The organism is Vibrio sp. vnigr-6D03, from assembly GCF_002835515.1.
In the GTDB taxonomy this organism is placed as follows: Bacteria; Pseudomonadota; Gammaproteobacteria; order Enterobacterales; family Vibrionaceae; genus Vibrio; species Vibrio penaeicida.
The window spans coordinates 57548-75622 of sequence record NZ_PIZL01000023.1 but is presented as its reverse complement, the minus strand read 5'-3'; the positions used below and the strand labels follow the sequence as shown (position 1 = coordinate 75622).

The window sequence follows — 18075 nt, the reverse complement described above, 5'->3', positions numbered from 1 at the left end:
CATTGCCGAGCTCTTCTGCAAGATTGAGAAGACCTGCCTTGTGTTTGATGATTGGGTTGCTAGTATGAAGCATGAGAGTTACCTCTTATTGTCTTTGATTAGTGACTCAGCACCTTTAATCAAAGTGGGTAACTCTCTTCATTTCAAATTGAAGTGTCAGATCTAGTCGGAACTAATACAGTTTATCTGTATTGGTTGTTTATCTGTATTGGTACAGCTTATCGAGCTAGTGCACGCGTCTTCAATTCAAAAATGAGTTTTTCGGCACTGCAAGTGAATTGGAATCTTGTTTCAATACCGTCTTTGCCTTCAATACGCTGGCTTTCGTACGTCATTTCGTCAGATACTGTTTTTGCTAGATCTATGTATTTATTGAGTTCAGACTCTAATGCAGTGAAATCACGACCAAACAAAGAAATGTTTGCTACATCGTCGCCTTCTTTAATAATGAACCCCATTTCTGCACTGCATCCACATGCTTCACAAACTTGGTTTTCTTCTACTTTCGTTGTCATAACGTATCCTCTTACAATTAATGAGGGTATGTTACTCTTCTGGTGCCTTTAAAACCATAGAATTTCAGTTTGTTGGTGTTAAATTGTTGGCTTCGACGATTTCATGGAATAGTGTTTTGTAACGATATATTCATCGTATTTATGTGACCTTTGTCACGGCTATGTGAATGAAAATGTCGATTTGTCGGGTCGTAAAATAAGGCCGTATTGCCCAATTGAGTAATTTGTAAGAAGATTCAGGAAATCGGAATCATTTGCAATAGTGTCACTTTAAATAAAGTTCTATTGCCCGGTATTCGGGTAAATCAAATGAGCGAATATTTATCGATCTCGCTCTTTATGAATTTACTCCTAGCAAATCACAAATTTCGTGAATAATTGCTTATATATTCCTCAATCTGTTGAGATTTTAAAAATATAGAACATAATACTATAAGTCGCTCATGCTCGATTTTGAGTGTACTTAAACATATAAAATAGATGAGCCCTAACATGCCAAAGCGTAGTAAAGAAGATACCGAAATCACCATTCAAAAGATTATGGATGCAGTTGTAGACCAGTTAATTACATTGGGCTACGACAAAATGTCTTACACCACTTTGAGTCAACAAACAGGCGTCTCTCGTACAGGTATCAGTCACCACTTCCCTAAGAAAACGGATTTCACAGCAGCACTAGATGGACGAATCTTTAAAATGTTCGTAACACACCTGGTTCTGGATGAAGGGGTTGAGAGTTTTAAATCCAGCTGGGTTAAAGCCCTTGATAATGCAGAGTTCTTAGCAATTCTTAGATTGCTATTCCACCATGTCGTGACATCAGAAAATGCGCACGAATTCGCTCGAGCTGGAATAGAGCGTTTATATAAGATGGTAGAAGATAACTACGGTGAATCTGCTCGTGAAGATCTGGATGTGTTGTTTGGAAAAAGCTTAGTTCGTATGGCTGGCTAAAACCAAAAAGTATCTTGAAAGAAAAACCAGCCAATTGGCTGGTTTTCTTGATTAGAACTGAGATTATTTGCTACTCACGTTATGGGCTACATAGCCGCGGCGAAAATGGAAGAAATCTCATCATGAGTGGCTTGCTTAGGATTGGTAAATCCGCATGCATCTTTTAGGGCGTTTTCTGCAAGTAAGGGAATGTCTTCAGACTTTGCCCCCAAAACTTCTAGCCCCGCCGGAATACCAACATCTTCAGAAAGCTGTTTTATGGCACTCAATGCAGCCTCCGCACCTTGTTCATCAGTTAATTCCGTTACGTTTACCCCCATTGCTGCTGCAATGTCCTTTAGGCGAGCAGGGCATACCTGTGCATTATATTTTTGTACATGCGGAAGCAAAACGGCGTTACATACGCCATGTGGTAGGTCGTAGAATCCACCAAGTTGATGAGCCATTGCGTGAACGTAACCCAGAGACGCGTTGTTGAATGCCATTCCAGCCATAAACTGAGCGTATGCCATTTGCTCACGGGCTTCTATATCTTCACCTTTGTTTACGGCCGTTCTTAAGTGCGCTTGAATGAGCTCTATAGCCTTTATTGCGACTGCATCGGTGATTGGTGTTGCAGCAGTAGACACATAAGCTTCAATGGCATGAGTTAATGCATCCATTCCTGTCGCAGCAGTTAATGAAGAAGGTTTTGCAAGCATCAGCTCAGGATCGTTAACGGACATGAGAGGTGTAGTGTGCTTGTCTACAATCGCCATTTTAATATGACGCTTTTCATCCGTAATAATACAGAAGCGTGTCATCTCGGAAGCGGTACCAGCCGTTGTATTAATGGCTATCAGTGGTATCTGAGGTTTCTCTGATTGGTCTACGCCTTCATAATCGGCAATTTTCCCGCCATTAGCCGCAACAAGTGCGATACCTTTAGCGCAGTCATGGGGTGAGCCACCACCCAATGAGATGACAAAGTCACACCCATTTTCTACCAACAACTCTAAGCCTTCATTTACGTTGGAAATTGTAGGGTTTGGTTGGGTTCCATCAAAAACAACGGTCGCAATTGCTCTATCAGCAAGTAAATCGTTTACTTGTTTCACGACGCCGATTTGGTTTAACACCTTATCGGAAACTATTAACCCCTTTGTAAAACCTTGTGATTGAATGCTATCGACGGCTTGAGTTAAGCAACCCGCGCCCATTAGATTGACCGTAGGGATGTAAAATGCGCTTGTCATTTCAGACTCTCCATTATTGTTATACATTGCTTCGTTGCCTCTCTTTCGTGTTAGGAGAGGTCGTTTGGGTATATGCTCACTTTGCTTATGAAATGGGTTTTCTTTGTTGATCTGAAACAACGATTAACACCAATTGCTATCGCTTTCATATTTATGTGATATATGTCGCAGTGGCAGGGTGTGGAAAAGAGAGAGAAAGAGAGGAAGTTAAAAAAGCCGGCGAAATCACCGGCTGATAATGGAATTAAATGATGAAGTTAAGCCGCACTGACGGATTCTTCAATTTGTTTAGCGCCTCTGAGCATGGCTTGTACGAGTTCAGTGGCATCAAATTTTGTAAGGGCTTCGTGTGCGCCTACTTGATGTGCTCGATCTACGCAAATTTCGCTCGAAAGTGAGGTGTGTAAAATCCTATATGATCGGCTCAACGCGGTATCGTTTTGAACCTCGAAAGCAAGTTCATAACCATCCAGTCCAGGCATTTCGATATCACTAACTAAAATATCTATTGGCTTGTGGTTAGCTGCATCATCTTTCATTAAATTCAATGCATCTATCCCGTTTTTACACACTTGATAAGGGATGTTGATACTATCCAACGCATCCGATAGCTGCTTTCTTGCAATGCTAGAGTCATCAACCAGAAGAATATTGAGAGGCTTAAGGCGCTCGCGTTCTACGTCGGTTAAAATTGGAATACGCTGGCTGTCATGTTCTGGGTATATTTTGGATAGCAAAAGCTCAACATCCAGCATTTGAACGATTTTGTCTTTATGGCGAGTGATACCTGTTACGAACACGTTGTCGCCCACTGTATCAGGCGCAGATTCAATCGAACGCCAATCACATTCAATGATCTTCTCAATGTCGCGCACCATAAAGGCCACAATGGTGCGTAAGCAGTCTGTCACAATTAAATAGCTGTTCTCGTATTCTTCACGTGCTATTGGGCGAAATCCAATTGCGGCTGCCATATCAATAACGGGTACCGTCAAATCTCGAATTGGTATTGTTCCGACGACATGAGGGTGAGAATAGGGGATTTGTGTGGTTTGGGCATAAGGTACTATTTCCCTAACTTTCAATGTGCCGATGGCAAAGCTCTGCTGAATCGTTAGCTTAAACATCAGCATTCCTTGAGACTGATTGGCTTTGCTTTTCATATATAATCCGCGTAAGTAAACTCACTTTCATTTTACAATCAATCTGCCTCTTTGGCTCACATTTAGATCAATTAAAATGAATCTAATTGTTTCGCCTGTGGCTCAGTAGTTATTTGGTAATGGATGTATATGATTTTGTTAGGGTTATATTTCATTCCATTCTAACGATGCACATGACCTACGTTTGGGTTACAATTCGGGCCTTTCAAACACAGAGGACAACCCCATGGCGAGAACGGCAGCAGCCTTACATATTTTGGTTAAGCATAAAGAACAAGCTGAAGATATTGTTAGCCAGATTAATAAAGGTGCTAAATTTCAAACGCTTGCGAAGAAGTATTCCTCGTGTCCATCTGGAAAGAAAGGTGGTGATCTAGGTGAATTTAAGAAAGGGCAGATGGTTCCTCAGTTCGATAAAGCCGTATTTACTGGGGAAGTCTTGAAACCTATAGTCGTCAAAACTAAGTTTGGTTGGCATGTCATTAAAGTGCTATACCGCACCTAATTCAAAAGGTCAGGCAATACCTGACCTTTCTAGTTTCTCATTAGTACCCATAGGCGATTCCAGGGAGCCAAGTGACGATTTGCTGAAAGTTAAACACAATGGCAAGTGCTATCACTTGAAGCAAAATGAACGGAATCACCCCTTTGTATATATCCCCAATAGTGACACCATCTGGTGCCACCCCTTTCATGTAGAAAAGGGCAAATCCAACGGGTGGGGTTAAAAATGACGTTTGTAGGCAAACAGCGAAGAGTACGGTAAACCAAATTAAGTCGAAACCAAGGGATGAAACCACCGGAGCAACGAGTGGAAGCACAATCAAGGTGATTTCTATCCAATCCAGAAAGAACCCTAACAAGAAAACAGCGATTAAAATGGCAATAATAATGCCGCTTGGAGCCAAATCTAAATTCGTTAGCGCACCTTCTATCAGCTCGTCTCCTCCCAATCCTCTAAGTACCAAAGAAAATGCGGTTGCTCCAACGAAAAGAGCAAATATAAAAGCGGTGGTTTTGGTGGTTTCTTCTCCAACTTCCTTTAACACCGTTTTATTCAGCGCACCTTTAGACCAAGCGAGAAGTGTCGCGCCTGCCGCACCTACGCCTGAGGCTTCGGTAGGCGTTGCGATACCAAAAAATATTGATCCAAGAACGGCGACGATAAGCCCTGCAGGTGCGAGTACTGCTCGGAATACTTGTAAAATCACAAGAATGGATACCGGTTCTGCCGACTCAGACAACGGCGCTTTACTTGGTGAGATTAGCCCTGTGAAAACGATGTAGCCCACATAAAGCGCAGCAAGAAGCAAACCAGGGAAAAGAGCACCAAGGAACAGGTCACCAACGGAAAGACCAATTCGATCGCCCATCATGACCAGCATAATACTTGGGGGTATTAATATGCCTAACGTTCCTGTGGCGCAAACTGTTCCACATGCGAGTGATTTACTGTAACCCTGCTTTAGCATTAGAGGTATACCAAGAACAGACAGCAAAACAACAGCAGCCCCTATGATCCCTGTTGATGCGGCGAGCAGTAAGCCAACGATGGTGACGGTAATGGCCAATCCACCTCTAACTCGTCCGAACAACCGAACGAGATTTGTCATTAGATCTTGTGCGACGCCAGAACGATCGAGCATTAACCCCATATAGATAAACATTGGGAGCGCGACTAACACCCAGTTATTCATGGTGTCCCATATTCTAGGAATGACGATAGAAACATATTGCCAGTCAATGCCAATCCATGTGTCTGCCCACGTGTCTAAACCGAGTGCGATGGCGGAGAACAAAATGGATACGCCGCCAAGGATCCATGCGACAGGAAAACCCGTAAAAAGCAGCAATATGAAAGTGGCGAACATACCAATCGCTAAAATTTCATTAATTTCCATTCTCACCTCCATACTGGGTGAATCTGCCGGAAATCAAAGCAGCGAGGATACGAGACAATCGAGAGATAACAGCGACAGCAAGAAAGGCAAATCCAACAAAAAGTATGGATTTAATAAACCAACGATAGGGCAGTCCGCCTGGAGCTGAAGAAACTTCACTTAGCTGCCAAGAATACGCAATAAAGGGGAGTGAATAGTTTAAAACGATCACTATAAATGGGACCAGAAGCGTGGTGATTCCAATCAACTCTACCCAGCATTTTGTTTTTATAGAAAAGTGGTCGTACAGAATGTCTACTCTTACGTGTGAATCAGTCATAAAGCAGTAACTTAGCCCCAGTAGCCAGCCAGCGGAGTATAGGTGCCACTGTAATTCTTCGAATTCAACCCGACCCTCGCCAATCAAATAGCGCATCAAAACGTTTACAACGATGATCGACATTAGAAGTGGCCAAATCCAAATCATGTAATCATTCACTTTACCTATGATCTTATCCAGAGCTACAGATAAGCTCGTTTCTGGAAGCTGGCTAAGCAGTGCCTTTTTATTGGACTCTGGGAGAGATATGGAGCTCATATTCGGCGTCCTCTGAGAAGAGTGGCGTCTATTCGACGCCACTAAATAATGGGTGTTCTGGTTGATTTTAGTAGTTGTTAGGTAAGTAAGCCTTTGACTTCCAAATATCGTATTCTTCAGCAAAAGCCTGTTGAGATTGGTAGATTTCTTTAAAATCTGCATCTTTAGCTGAAATTTCACTCATAACTTCATCTGTGAGTGATTTAAGCTGACCCAAAATTTCGTCGGGTAACTGGCGAGCGGTGACGTTTTTGGCTTCAAACCCTTTAATCACTGAACCTTGAAGGGCTTCTCCACGTGTTAGCGCTCGGAACGTGCCCGCGGTACATGCCATATCAATCATGGCGCGCTGACCATCTGAAAGGGACTTCCAAGTTTCAGTATTCACTACTAAGTGAGAGGCGGTGAACGTTTGGTGCCAACCGGGGAAATAATTGTTCTTGGCTATTTTGTCAAAGCCCATCATTTGGTCGATGGCAGGCATAGAAAATTCGCTCGCGTCAATGGCGCCTTTTTCTAATGCAGGGAAAATTTCTCCACCGGGTAATACAGTGACCGATGCCCCTGCTTTTTGCATCACTTTACCACCGAGACCAGCAAATCGAATTTTAAGACCTTCTATATCTTTTAGAGAAGTGAGTTCTTTCTTGAACCAGCCCGCAGTTTCAGGGCCAATAACAGAGCACAAAACAGGGTGAATGTTGTGTTTTGCATACAGCTTTTCTGCAAGTGCTTTGCCTTCTCCATCGTACCACCAAGAAGCGTAAGCCCATGGTTCCATTCCGAACGGCACAGCGGCAAATAAAGCAGCAGCAGGGATTTTTCCTTGGTCGTAACCTAACCAAGTGTATCCCGCGTTGAGTTGCTTATTTTTAACCGCTTCAGTAATTCCAAATGGCGGAACCAGCTTCCCAGGCTCATAAATTTTGAACTGGATATTGCCGTTGCTGGCTTTTTTAATCTGTTCAGATACGTACTTGATTGGGTCGCCTAAGGCGGGTAGATGTGTCCCAAATACCGCTTGGACTTTCCAGCGTACTTTATCTTCGGCGTTGGCTGGCATACCTGCAATGGCTGCGGCAGAGATGGCAACCGCTAATCCTGTTTTGATTACAGCAGCTCTTTTAGTCGATGGTTTCGTTTTCATGATAAACACCTTATTTTTTACTAAGACAGATAATTTCTGTCGAGAGGTAGTTGATGTAATGATTTATAGAGTGTTATGCACTGGTTAATGAGCGCGGTTAGAACCCTAAGTCGGCTAGCAAGCTTGGCAACGAATTGATTGCAAAGTTGGTTTGCCAAAACAGAACATCAAGGGTGTCATCTGTCCAATCGATATAGAACGCAGCGGTAAAGCTATTTATATCGTTGTCAATCGAGTTGTAATCACTCGTATTGACGCGAAAAATGGGTTGAGAAAGAAACATCAATTCTTCTTTCAAAGGTGTTGTGAAATGACGTGTTAATCCATTATTAACGAGAAATAGTGGAGTGAATCGTGAAGCAGACAAGTAATGAATATCACCATATTGCTTCGATGTAGGACCAAGGGTATCGGCGTCTTGTTGATAATCTAAGTCGGATACGAATTCACCTTCTAAATTGAAATTCGTAATTTGGCCGGCGTTTGTTTGCCATTGATTAGAAGGCTTTCCTTGAGCAGTATGTTTCGATTTAATTTCATTTAATACGGCATTCGCAATGCCTGAAGCGTCGAACGCTGTTGCAGGATCCCCTGTTGTTATCGCTGCTGCTGTTGCTAACCCTCCGCCAAGGCTATGACCTGTGTAATGTATTTGGTAGCCAGAATATTGATTTTTAATTTCAATCGATTTTTCTATAGCCATGGCGTACTGAGCAGGGACCATATCTTGCACCATAATGCCATTAGTAACCCAGTCAGAAGTGCCTAGTTCACTGCCACGAAACGCAACGATAACGGTATTGGATTTTTGATAAATACCCGCGTAGAAACCTGAATCATAGTCGATAACGTTATCCACTCTTGTCCAGCCACGAGGTGATCCATTTGCAGTGTGAACGACTTCTGCAAACTCTAAATAATCCAACGCTTCCGCAGCTTGATTAATGGATGGGGGCTGGTGAGTTTTGTAGGTGGTACCGGTTGAATTTGCTGTGTCTGTGTAATTGGGTACCAGTACCGATTCGATGTACGCGCCTACATTGATCGCTTCTTCTTGAGTTAGGGCGTAAGTTTGGGTCGATACAAGACCAAAACAAAGCAACGTCGCAACGTTATGTCTTAGTTTCATGCTCATTTCCTTAAGTCTTTTAGTTGTGTCCATACTTCGTGATTCTCATTCCAAAAGTGGTAGGTGTTGGATGTGCTATGATAATCTCGATTGTTATATTGAGACTGTGAGTCTCAATATAAACAAGGCTAGTGTGTTTGAAGCTTATGTTCAATAAGATTTTGGTCTGGTAATAAAATCGATAGCTTTAAAAATGCAATCCGGCAGAGTGGGAGGGAACTGTTACTGTAGGAAATGTAAAGGAAATCTTGGATCGCACATGCAATTCGTGAGTGTTACAGTTCATTTACACAAATGATTAATACTGTGGATTATGTCTCATTTTCTATATGGGTATGCATGGTGAAGAGGAAGCAATAAACGATTAAAAATAGGGAAGTGAATCACGCTATTGTTGTTGGTTTGATTGTTTATTTATTAATATCAATGGTTTGGTTGTTTTTAGCTAGCGGTGCTTTGCGAGTCGACCGCTATTTAAGCGATGTAGCATGTAACCGATGTAGCATGTTATCGAGCAGTGTTTCTTTTACCGGTTTCACCAAAACATCATCACATCCAGCGCTAATCATTGCTTCGCGAGTTGTTGCGTAGGCGTCTGCGGTACAGCCGATAATAATCGGTTGTCTACCTTTTACTTCTTGTGCGCGAATGATCGTTGTGGCTTGTATACCATCCATAATTGGCATGTGATTATCCATCAAGATAACTGGGTAGAAGTTGGTTTCTGCTAAGTCTATGGCCTCTTTACCTGTTGCCGCAAAATCGCAATCGAAGCCACGTGTTTGAAGGAATTTTTTCATGATCATGCTATTAACCCGGTTGTCTTCTACAATGAGTGCTTTTTTCCCTTCTGCTTGATATTCAGACTGGCATTCTTCTATTAACATTTTTTCTGAGTGACCCACTTGCAGTGCAAAACTAGCAATAAATTGGCTTCCTTGATTTGGTTCACTGAGTAACTCAATTTTTCCAGACATCGCCTTGCATATTTGATCAGCAATAGCGAGCCCAAGCCCTGTTCCTCCATAATTTCTTGTTGTACTACTTTCCGCTTGGATAAATGGGCTGAAAATTTCTGTTTGCCTACTTGGGTCAATACCTATTCCTGTATCTGATACAGAGACACTAAGCATAGGTTGCATATTTTCAGGCAGCGTATTCAAGCTCACTTCTACGGTAATACTGCCTTTTTCTGTAAACTTAAGAGCGTTACTGATTAAGTTAGTCAGAACTTGTCGAATCCTGCCATCATCACCCAATAGCCACACTGAACTGTCTATAGAATGCCGACATTCAAACTCAATCCCTTTTTCTATACAAAGTGGCGTGTATGTGGTTTCAATTTCATTGATGAGGTCCAATAGGGAAAAGCTTTCCGGCGCCAATACTAGTAACCCAGCTTCAATTTTTGAAAAGTCGAGTAAGTCATTGAGTAGTGACATCATATGAGAGCCAGAGCTTTGTAGGGTATCGAGGTATTCTTGCTGGGTATCCGTCAGCTCTGTTTTGTTTATGAGCTGTGCAATACCTAAAATACCATTCATGGGAGTACGTATCTCATGGCTAATGCTTGCGAGAAAATGAGATTTTGCTGAATTCGCTTTTTCTGCTTTGTCTCTTGCTTCTTCTAATGAAGTTTGCAGTCTTTGTTTCTCTGAAATATCCCTTTCTACAGCGATAAACCCTTCAATGACGCCGCATTCATCTAAAACTGGGGTGATATCTATGTCTATCCAGTACGTTTCGCCAGATTTGTTGTAGTTTAGAATCTCTTCTCTTATGCCTTGGCTGTTGCTTACTGCTTCCCGAATACGCCGTTTGGTGTCTGCGTTAGTTTTTCTCCCTTGGAGTAAATTTCCAGGTTTCTTCCCTATAACTTCTTCCGATTTATACTGAGTAAGGTGAGTGAATGCGTTATTTACCCACGTAATTTTTCCATTTACATCAGTAATGATGATGACATCTTTGGCGTGCCTAGCAACTTTTGCTAACCGACGAGATTCCTCTTCTTGTATTTTGAGCTGCTTGGAAGATTCTGCCAATTGCTGACGAGACAACGCGAGTTCTTCGAAAGGTTGAACCAGTAGTTTTCGACCAAATAGATATGCGCCAATTAAACACGCAACAAAGGCGATGAATGTCGTACTGACAAGGTTGTAGAGTAGCGTACTTCTCTGCTGATTTTCTAAGTCGGTATTAATGCCATACAGAAGAGTTAAACCAAACTGATTGACCGGTACTTCGAACACTCGCCAAGGAAACGCCTGTGATGGGCGAGGGTTAACGTTAGTTTCGAGTTGCTGAAGTGCAATCCAACGCTGACCATCCTTCATTAGCCCTGAAAAGAAGTCTTGGTTGTTGAATTTAAACTCCACCATAAACACGCCTTCTACAGAGTTGTTATACGTAATGGGAACGTACATCCAGAAAAACTGCTCTCTATTTTTTTGGACAAGAGAAACAATCAGCGAGCCATTGTCTATTAGTATCTTGTTAACTGAGTCGAGGGAAAGTTGCTCTCGATAAGAAAAGTCAATCTCGTTAAACACCAGATCGCTCGCTATGTCGAACAAGGCAACTTTTATAGAGTCATTAAAAATGCGCTCTTTTTTTATGTGATCAAATATTTCTTGTGAACTGACCGAGTTTCCCATTGCTGCATTGACTAAAGCCGGGGAGGAAGACAAATGCTTGAACGCGGTTTCTCTATCTTGAAGGTATAGCAAAACGTGTCGTTTAGCCGACTCCTGTTCAAGTTTGGTGGCTTCTGACTGAATTGATGTGAGTGCGACTCGGCTTTGGTGATTGATCACCATGCCACCGATTCCTGCGAACAGTGCAGCGACAATAGTAATAAACAGTATAAATAGTTGTCTTGCCGATAAAGACTTAAGCAAACGCAATCTCCTCAACGTACATTAATTTTTTTGAATTACAGCAATGTTGTTTGATTGATTGAATTTAGCCATGCATAAATCCTCTAACCCAAGCGCTTCATGAGCATCAGGTTGATCCTTTGAAAATGCGCTGAAAGGTGTGTGGTATGTTTTCACCAACCCCTTAACGGGAGTATCAACGCTTTCAAGGGCCAACCGAAGCATGGCGCGGTTTTCGACCATATCTTCACTAAGCTCTATTTGAGACAACGCTTGAATCAGAACTCTGGTTAAATCGTAGCCATGAATGAATCCTGTAGGAGCGTTTATATCGTTGGGCGTTTGGATTTCTGATGGAAATAGCTGTATTGCCTGTTCAAGTACGCTAGCGGACAACGAAGTTTCTGGAGAAGATAGAAATGAAAAGCAGGTTTGAATTACGTAGAGATCGAGCCGAGAACGAATAGCGTGAGGTACTTTCTCTGCAAAGTCTCCACCCGTAATACCCCAGTGACTGACTATTGGAAGCCTTTCTTCTAAAGGGATAGAAGCCATTGCATTAACGATTTGAACACCTTCGGATGCGTTTGAAACCATTAGGATGCAATCAGCGTTAGCTCTTTTTATTTCCCTAATTTTAATTCGTGCACCGGATTCATTTATCCCCCAGTTAAACCAAGTCACTTTGGGTTCGGTGAGTCCGAAGTTTTCTATCGCTAGCGTCATGTTTCTTTGATTAGATTTTCCCCAAGGTGTTTCTTCCAATAATAGATGTGGGGTTTTGCACTTTCTGTCTTTTACAGCAAAGCTGGCCATTCTCTCACCTGCTTTTTTGTCGTCTATGGATAGCCTAAATACCCAATTTTGTTTACTCGGATAACGCGTAATAGGCGCGCCAGCAGCCCAAGGCACCAGTGTCAGTATTTGTTTTTTGTTTATGTATTCTCGGTATTTGATCAATGGGGGCGAATGAAGACCTGCAAAAATGACCAAAGCATCAGGATCGTTAAGGAACTTGGCCATGTTTTTTTTACTTCGGACAGAATTACCCTTGTGATCTAGAACAACGAAATTAATTTCGCGCCCCTGAATGGTGTTGTCCACTTCTTGGAATGCCGTTTTTACACCCTGTTCAATAGAGCGAGCGGACTCAATGTAGTTAGATCGATCGGCGTCAAGGTAAATGTTGATGGAAGATGCGCCAGCAGAAGAATAAAATGGTACGAAAAGTGTAGCGAAAAGACCCAATAATCTGTGTGAAAAATTCATATACCTAACCGTCTTATGTACATAAAAGTTTTGATTTTTCTTAGAGTATAGAAGCTATTCTGGTATCCATTTGGATATAACGTGTAAAGAACTCTAAAGTGTTAGATTGAGCGAGTAATTCCCGAAGAGTCAGGAAGCTCTTTAAGCAACGTCGTTCCACTTTGGTCGTTGATTCTTGAAATGAATAGGGTATGCAAGATTAGATCTGAATAAAGAAAAACAGATGCTTCCACATCTGTTTTTGAGGGGAGATTGAATATGGCTCAATAGAAGGGAGTAGCCTATTGAGCCAGAACATAGTTACTTCATTAGTACCTTTTGCGTAAATTGCTTACTCATTTCTTTTCCGTAAATAGCGTTAAAAGGTTGAGTAGAGCGACTACGCATTTCTTGAGATACGAGTGCTTGGCTGGAGTCTGAATTTGGATGTTGTGGTGCAACACCGAATTTCGCATTCAAGGCTGTTTGAGTCTCAGCACTGGTTAGCCAGTGTAAGAAAAGCACAGACGCTGCTTTTCTTTGGCTGTTTTTGGCAATAGCCGCAAAATTAGCGCCACCTGACATACCAAATTTAGGGATGTAGAACTTCAGACGTGAGGTTATTGCTCCCCGCTTTTGCAAGCCAGCGAGGTGATCTTCCCATGCAGGAGCAAGAACAATCTCACCATCGTTGATTCGTGTTAGGCTGTCGGCATTGGAAGCCGTAATCACCATGTTATCTTCATATTGATTGAACCAGTCCCAAGTTTTACCCCATTTTTGAGTGACCGATGAACTGAGTTTTTTGCCTTTCGGTTCTCCAGAATAATTTCTTATCGCCGCTTCAATAAACCGACCGCCGGAACCACCGCCATTTGGGTCGTTCACACCAAATGATTTCGAGTTGGTTTCCATGTATTGGCTCAGCTGCTCAAAGCTTTGAGGTAAGTCTTGTTCCTTGATACGTGAAGGATCGTACGCAATGCCGGTTTGGTTACCCCAGAATGTGACCGCGTAACCTTCTGAGTCAAACCCTTCACTTTCCGTGTTAAGGTTTGTAATCTCAGGTAATACATCCAGTTTTAAAAGCACTTTTTCTGGAGAGAAAATCTTAATATTCGAAGCCCCTAAAGCAATGACGTCAAGCTTTCCTTTTTCACGCTTACTTTCCGCAATCAGCTTGTTTCGGTTTCCGTCTAATGTGCCTTCAGGGATTCGAACTTTTATACCGTATTGATCTTCGAAGCCTTTTACAAACTCACGCCACCCGGGTTGCAGGTACCATACCGCAAAGCTAACCGTACCTTCTTTCTTTGCCTGATCTTCTATTTCTTTCCATGTCATCTTAGTGACGTCGTATGCAGATGCCGACGTCGCGACACAAGCCAGCATTCCAGCTAGTAGCGCTTTTAATGGGGTAAATTTCAACATAATTTCCTCGTTTACTAAGCTTTGCCCGTGGATTGGGACAAGTAATTTCCTTTTAAAAGTTGCTCAATAATGAGCATAAGTATGACGTTAGGAATCACTAGAAATAGTGACACCACAGCCGCATCCGGACGGATGAATGAGTACCCCAGAAAGGAATACAAAATGGTTGGAACGGTAATAAAGTCGGGGGCACCCAATACGTAAGCCATATTGAATTCCTCAATACTGATCACCAGACAAAAGATGAGTGAAGCCAGCATGCTCGGTTTCAGCATCGGCATGAAGGCATGACGAAAGGTGGTAAAGCGGCTAGCTCCCATATCTGCACATGCATCGATAACATCTTGAGGTACGGCTCTAAACCCAGCGCTTAAAATACGAATTGCGTAGGGAAGAGCAAGCACCGTATGTGCGATAACAATGCTGACATAAGGTTCTGAAATACCCAGCTGGAGGAGCATTCCGCTGAAGAAAATAGCCAGTATCATTGAAGGCATAACCATTGGCAGTAACGTTAGAATCTCTGCCGTTTTCTTGCCTTTGAAATCCAACCGCCCAAACGCATAGGCTGTCGGTGTCGCGAGGCAAACCGTAAGAAACGCAACAGCGGGAGCGACGGTGTAACTGTTGATAAGAGCTTCTTCGAGAGAGGTGGTTTCCCAAATCTCAGACCATCGGGCAAAAGATAAAACTTGTGGGAAAATATCGGGGAAACTCCAGGGATGAGCAGGGTCGACCAAAGACCAAAGCACAGCCATTGCAAAAGGGATTCCGAGCCACAATACGTTTACCACAACGAAAAAACCGACACTTAGATAGATGACCCATTTGTTGTTTTTAGTCATTACGAATCCCTCCCTTGAATGGTCGTAATAACGGAGCGAGTCTTGGTTGCGAAAGGTTGGGTGACTAAGGTAATGACGACTGCGGAAATAACAGCAACAAGCATGATAACCATGGCGATAACAGCGGCTTTTTCCCATTCGTAGTACTGCGTCGCGGTAAAGTTCATCAGCATAGAGAGCGAGTAAGCGTTTCGTGAACCCGCGATGGAAGCAAAAGCGAAATCACCAAGGGCACCAATAAATATCAATATCAAAGACGCTTGCAATGCGGGAATGGTGAGCGGGAAAATGATCTGCCTAAACTTTGAAAAACGAGAGGCTCCCAAATCGTCTGCAGCGTGGAGAATGTCACTCCGAATACTATTAATAGCACCGCCCAATAAAATGAGTGCAAATGGGACATTTTTCCAGATTTGCAATAGGATCACACTCCAACCAAACTTATCGTTTGTTAAGCGAAGTGGTTTATCGAGAAGGCCTAAAGCCATCAGCCCTTCATTCAAAATGCCGTGATACGAGATGACATTAATAAGTAAGAACGCGGCGACTAACCCCGGTACAAACATTGGAGCACGCAACACACCGATAAGCAGTGGTTTTGCGGGTAATGGCTTACTTAACCACATGGCAATGGGGTAAGCGATTATGATAGCGCCCAAACTGCCTAGAGTAGAGGTGCGTAATGAATAAGCGAGAGAACGCTGTAAAATTGGATCGGAAATCATCTCTTGCCAAAAAGCAAACGTGAATGATGATTCACCTGTCAGGCTGACCATGCCAAAGCTTTGGGCGATAACGGCATAAAGAGCGCTGCCCATCAAGAACAGAATTACCCCTAAGCCTGGAATAAGAAGAACATAGGCTTTCACGGCTATACCTCCTCCAAAAAACGTATCGCGTTTCTAGGTAGTTGAAACGAGACTTTATCGCCAGCTTTGCAGGTCATTTTTTGATGGAGCTGAATTCGAATTTTTTGACCGCTAGGTTCGTCGGCTGCTCGTCCGAATAAGTCGGTGATATTTCCAAGGAAAGCAAGGTTCTCCACTTGAATTTGGAACTGGTTTTCGTCGTCGTTAAGTGCTGCATGAGCCGACTCAGGGCGCCAACAAATGTAAATGTTTTCTGAAATGGGCGCGGTGTCAGATTGGGTAATAAAGATGCCAAGTTCGCACTCGACTTTGTATAAATTGTTGGTATCGGTATGAGAAACCTTGGCTGGAAGAATGTTTGCGGCCCCGATGAAGTCCGCTACAAATCGGTTTTTAGGTTGAAAATAGATTTGTTCAGGCGAGCCTATCTGTTCAATGCAGCCTCTATTCAGCACTACGATTTTGTCGCTCATGGCCAACGCCTCAGCTTGATCATGCGTGACATAAACTGTCGTAAGGTTTTGCTCTTTCTGGAGCGATTTGATTTCAAAACGGACACTTTCACGAAGTTTCGCATCAAGGTTTGATAATGGTTCGTCAAACAAGATTACATCTGGGCGCATAACCATAGCTCGTGCTAGAGCAACGCGTTGTTGCTGACCACCGGAAAGTTGGGATGGTAGCTTATCCTTATGATCTTCAAGTCCGACTTGGGCGATTGCCTCAGCCAACCTTGTGCGTTGCTCCTCTATCGGCATCTTTTTCTGAACCAACCCAAAACAGATGTTGTGGGAAACACTCAAATGTGGAAAGAGGGCATAAGATTGAAAACACATTGCTGTGCTTCGTTTCTCGGGTGGTTGTTGGTCGACTTGGTGCCCATTGATATGAATTTCGCCAGAATCCAAAGGCAGAAAACCACCTATCATTTTTAAAAGAGTGGTTTTTCCGCATCCGCTTGGACCCAGAAGCGTAACAAACTCTCCGGCTTTTGCTTCAAATGAAATATTGTCTGAAGCAACAAAGTCTCCAAACTTTTTAGTCACATCCTTAATTTGCAACATCGGCTTTTTTCTTCCTTATTAAACTTGCCTACAAAGAATAATCCTAATCAATGAATCTGGAAAATATTGTGACGAGCTTCTATTTATTGGACAAATAAAGACTTTATGTCAACTTGAAATTTTTTATATAACTGATATTTAATATCATTTTGTGGTGGTAAAATAATCAACAATAAGAGATTGAACATCAATCATAGATGGATTACAGTTTTATTAAACTTTTTAACAAAGAATAAGGTTGCTGTATGTCATTTAATTTCCATGTGGCTCATTTGGGAAAGGTCCTCGTTAATAGTCATAGGGGGTATTGCCATGTTTATCCAGAAAACACGCTTCCTGCATTTGAGGGAGCACTGCAAGAAGGAACGCATTCCATTGAGATAGACGTAGCGATGACCACAGACAATGAAATTGTTGTTATCCACGACCATAGTGTCGACCGCACCTCTAACGGGACGGGGTATGTTGAGCAAATGAGTTTTTCAGATTTAAGCACGCTCGATTTTGGAGGTTGGTTTGATCAATCGTTTGCCGGAACTAAAATTCCAACGCTTAGAGAATGTTTAGTGTGGGCAATGGATAGTGGGGTTGGATTGGTTGTTGAGGTTAAACAACGTAAGCGGCATAAGGAATTTATTAGCGAGCTAGATAAACTACTAAAATCGTTACCCGGTAGTATCGAACACATTCAACTTCTTTCGTTCGATCACGTTCTACTCAATATCGCAAAAAGCTCGATAGAAAATTTGAACATTCAAGTTGTGACGTTGGCACGTTACAATGATCAGCTTGCAGCGGTTAAGGCATCTAATGCGGACTGTGTTTGTGTTGAATACCCTCATGTTCATGTCGATGATTTACTGGCGTATAAGAACGAAGGGTTGTGCGTCAGAATGTTTTTGCCAACGATGAGTAATGGTTTATCTCCTACTGAACATTTTAATCGGCACTTTGGTTATGATGTTCATAATGAGATAATTGGTTGGTTACGCAACGGACTCATTGATATGATCAGCCATGATGACATAGCAATGCTGAAATCTTTGGTTTACGAAGCAGGGCTTGAACCCGTCTAAAATATCGAATGTTGAACATAGAGAATATAGTGTAACCGAGAAAGG

Annotated in this window: 16 protein-coding genes; 3 read left to right on the top strand and 13 right to left on the bottom strand. The window is 42.5% G+C overall.

Features of this window, described 5'->3' with window-relative positions; genetic code table 11:
- Window positions 1–218: 218 nt before the first annotated feature.
- Entirely contained in the window at window positions 219–515 is a 297-nt protein-coding gene (locus CW749_RS19635) for a DUF406 family protein (protein WP_101113976.1), read from the bottom strand.
- 492 nt (window positions 516–1007) lie between these two features.
- Here CW749_RS19635 and CW749_RS19630 point away from each other — a divergent pair, with 492 nt between their 5' ends.
- Window positions 1008–1469 carry a TetR family transcriptional regulator gene (locus CW749_RS19630; protein ID WP_101113975.1) on the top strand — a complete coding sequence of 154 codons (462 nt, stop codon included), beginning with the start codon at window positions 1008–1010 and terminating at the stop codon, window positions 1467–1469.
- Window positions 1470–1555: 86 nt separating this feature from the next.
- On the opposite strand, the gene yiaY is transcribed toward CW749_RS19630, so the two are convergent.
- Complete coding sequence (yiaY, locus tag CW749_RS19625; protein WP_101113974.1) at window positions 1556–2704, bottom strand: L-threonine dehydrogenase; 1149 nt, start codon at window positions 2702–2704, stop codon at window positions 1556–1558.
- A gap of 257 nt (window positions 2705–2961) precedes the next feature.
- The gene (locus tag CW749_RS19620) at window positions 2962–3867 is read right to left on the bottom strand and encodes a chemotaxis protein (RefSeq protein ID WP_101113973.1); all 906 of its coding nucleotides are present in this window, start codon (window positions 3865–3867) and stop codon (window positions 2962–2964) included.
- 226 nt (window positions 3868–4093) lie between these two features.
- On the opposite strand from CW749_RS19620, the gene ppiC reads away from it, so the two are divergent.
- On the top strand, window positions 4094–4372 hold the full coding sequence (ppiC, locus tag CW749_RS19615; protein ID WP_101113972.1) for a peptidylprolyl isomerase PpiC: 279 nt from the start codon (window positions 4094–4096) through the stop codon (window positions 4370–4372).
- A 40-nt stretch (window positions 4373–4412) separates the two neighbouring features.
- Here the strand turns inward: ppiC and CW749_RS19610 are convergent, their stop codons facing one another.
- The 10 genes from CW749_RS19610 to CW749_RS19565 all read right to left on the bottom strand — a co-directional run bounded on the left by CW749_RS19610 (window position 4413) and on the right by CW749_RS19565 (window position 16954).
- On the bottom strand, window positions 4413–5768 hold the full coding sequence (locus CW749_RS19610; protein ID WP_101113971.1) for a TRAP transporter large permease subunit: 1356 nt from the start codon (window positions 5766–5768) through the stop codon (window positions 4413–4415).
- The gene (locus CW749_RS19605; protein ID WP_101113970.1) at window positions 5758–6345 is read right to left on the bottom strand and encodes a TRAP transporter small permease subunit; all 588 of its coding nucleotides are present in this window, start codon (window positions 6343–6345) and stop codon (window positions 5758–5760) included. Before CW749_RS19605 ends, CW749_RS19610 begins: the two co-directional genes overlap by 11 nt.
- A gap of 67 nt (window positions 6346–6412) precedes the next feature.
- A complete protein-coding gene (locus CW749_RS19600) occupies window positions 6413–7492 on the bottom strand; it encodes a TRAP transporter substrate-binding protein (RefSeq protein WP_101113969.1) in 1080 nt (359 codons plus the stop codon).
- A 97-nt stretch (window positions 7493–7589) separates the two neighbouring features.
- Window positions 7590–8621, bottom strand: a complete 1032-nt coding sequence (locus CW749_RS19595) for an Mbeg1-like protein (protein ID WP_180958451.1) — start codon at window positions 8619–8621, stop codon at window positions 7590–7592.
- Between the two features lie 470 nt (window positions 8622–9091).
- A complete protein-coding gene (locus tag CW749_RS19590; RefSeq protein WP_101113968.1) occupies window positions 9092–11518 on the bottom strand; it encodes a PAS domain-containing hybrid sensor histidine kinase/response regulator in 2427 nt (808 codons plus the stop codon).
- 21 nt (window positions 11519–11539) lie between these two features.
- Entirely contained in the window at window positions 11540–12766 is a 1227-nt protein-coding gene (locus CW749_RS19585) for an ABC transporter substrate-binding protein (RefSeq protein WP_101113967.1), read from the bottom strand.
- A 300-nt stretch (window positions 12767–13066) separates the two neighbouring features.
- Window positions 13067–14176, bottom strand: coding sequence for an extracellular solute-binding protein (locus CW749_RS19580; protein WP_101113966.1), 1110 nt, complete (start codon window positions 14174–14176; stop codon window positions 13067–13069).
- A 14-nt stretch (window positions 14177–14190) separates the two neighbouring features.
- Window positions 14191–15021, bottom strand: a complete 831-nt coding sequence (locus CW749_RS19575; RefSeq protein ID WP_101113965.1) for an ABC transporter permease — start codon at window positions 15019–15021, stop codon at window positions 14191–14193.
- Entirely contained in the window at window positions 15021–15890 is an 870-nt protein-coding gene (locus CW749_RS19570) for an ABC transporter permease (protein ID WP_201797020.1), read from the bottom strand. The genes CW749_RS19575 and CW749_RS19570 overlap by 1 nt, the downstream gene beginning before the upstream one ends.
- Window positions 15891–15892: 2 nt before the next feature.
- Entirely contained in the window at window positions 15893–16954 is a 1062-nt protein-coding gene (locus CW749_RS19565; protein WP_101113964.1) for an ABC transporter ATP-binding protein, read from the bottom strand.
- Window positions 16955–17199: 245 nt separating this feature from the next.
- On the opposite strand from CW749_RS19565, the gene CW749_RS19560 reads away from it, so the two are divergent.
- A complete protein-coding gene (locus tag CW749_RS19560; RefSeq protein WP_101113963.1) occupies window positions 17200–18030 on the top strand; it encodes a glycerophosphodiester phosphodiesterase family protein in 831 nt (276 codons plus the stop codon).
- Window positions 18031–18075: the final 45 nt, after the last annotated feature.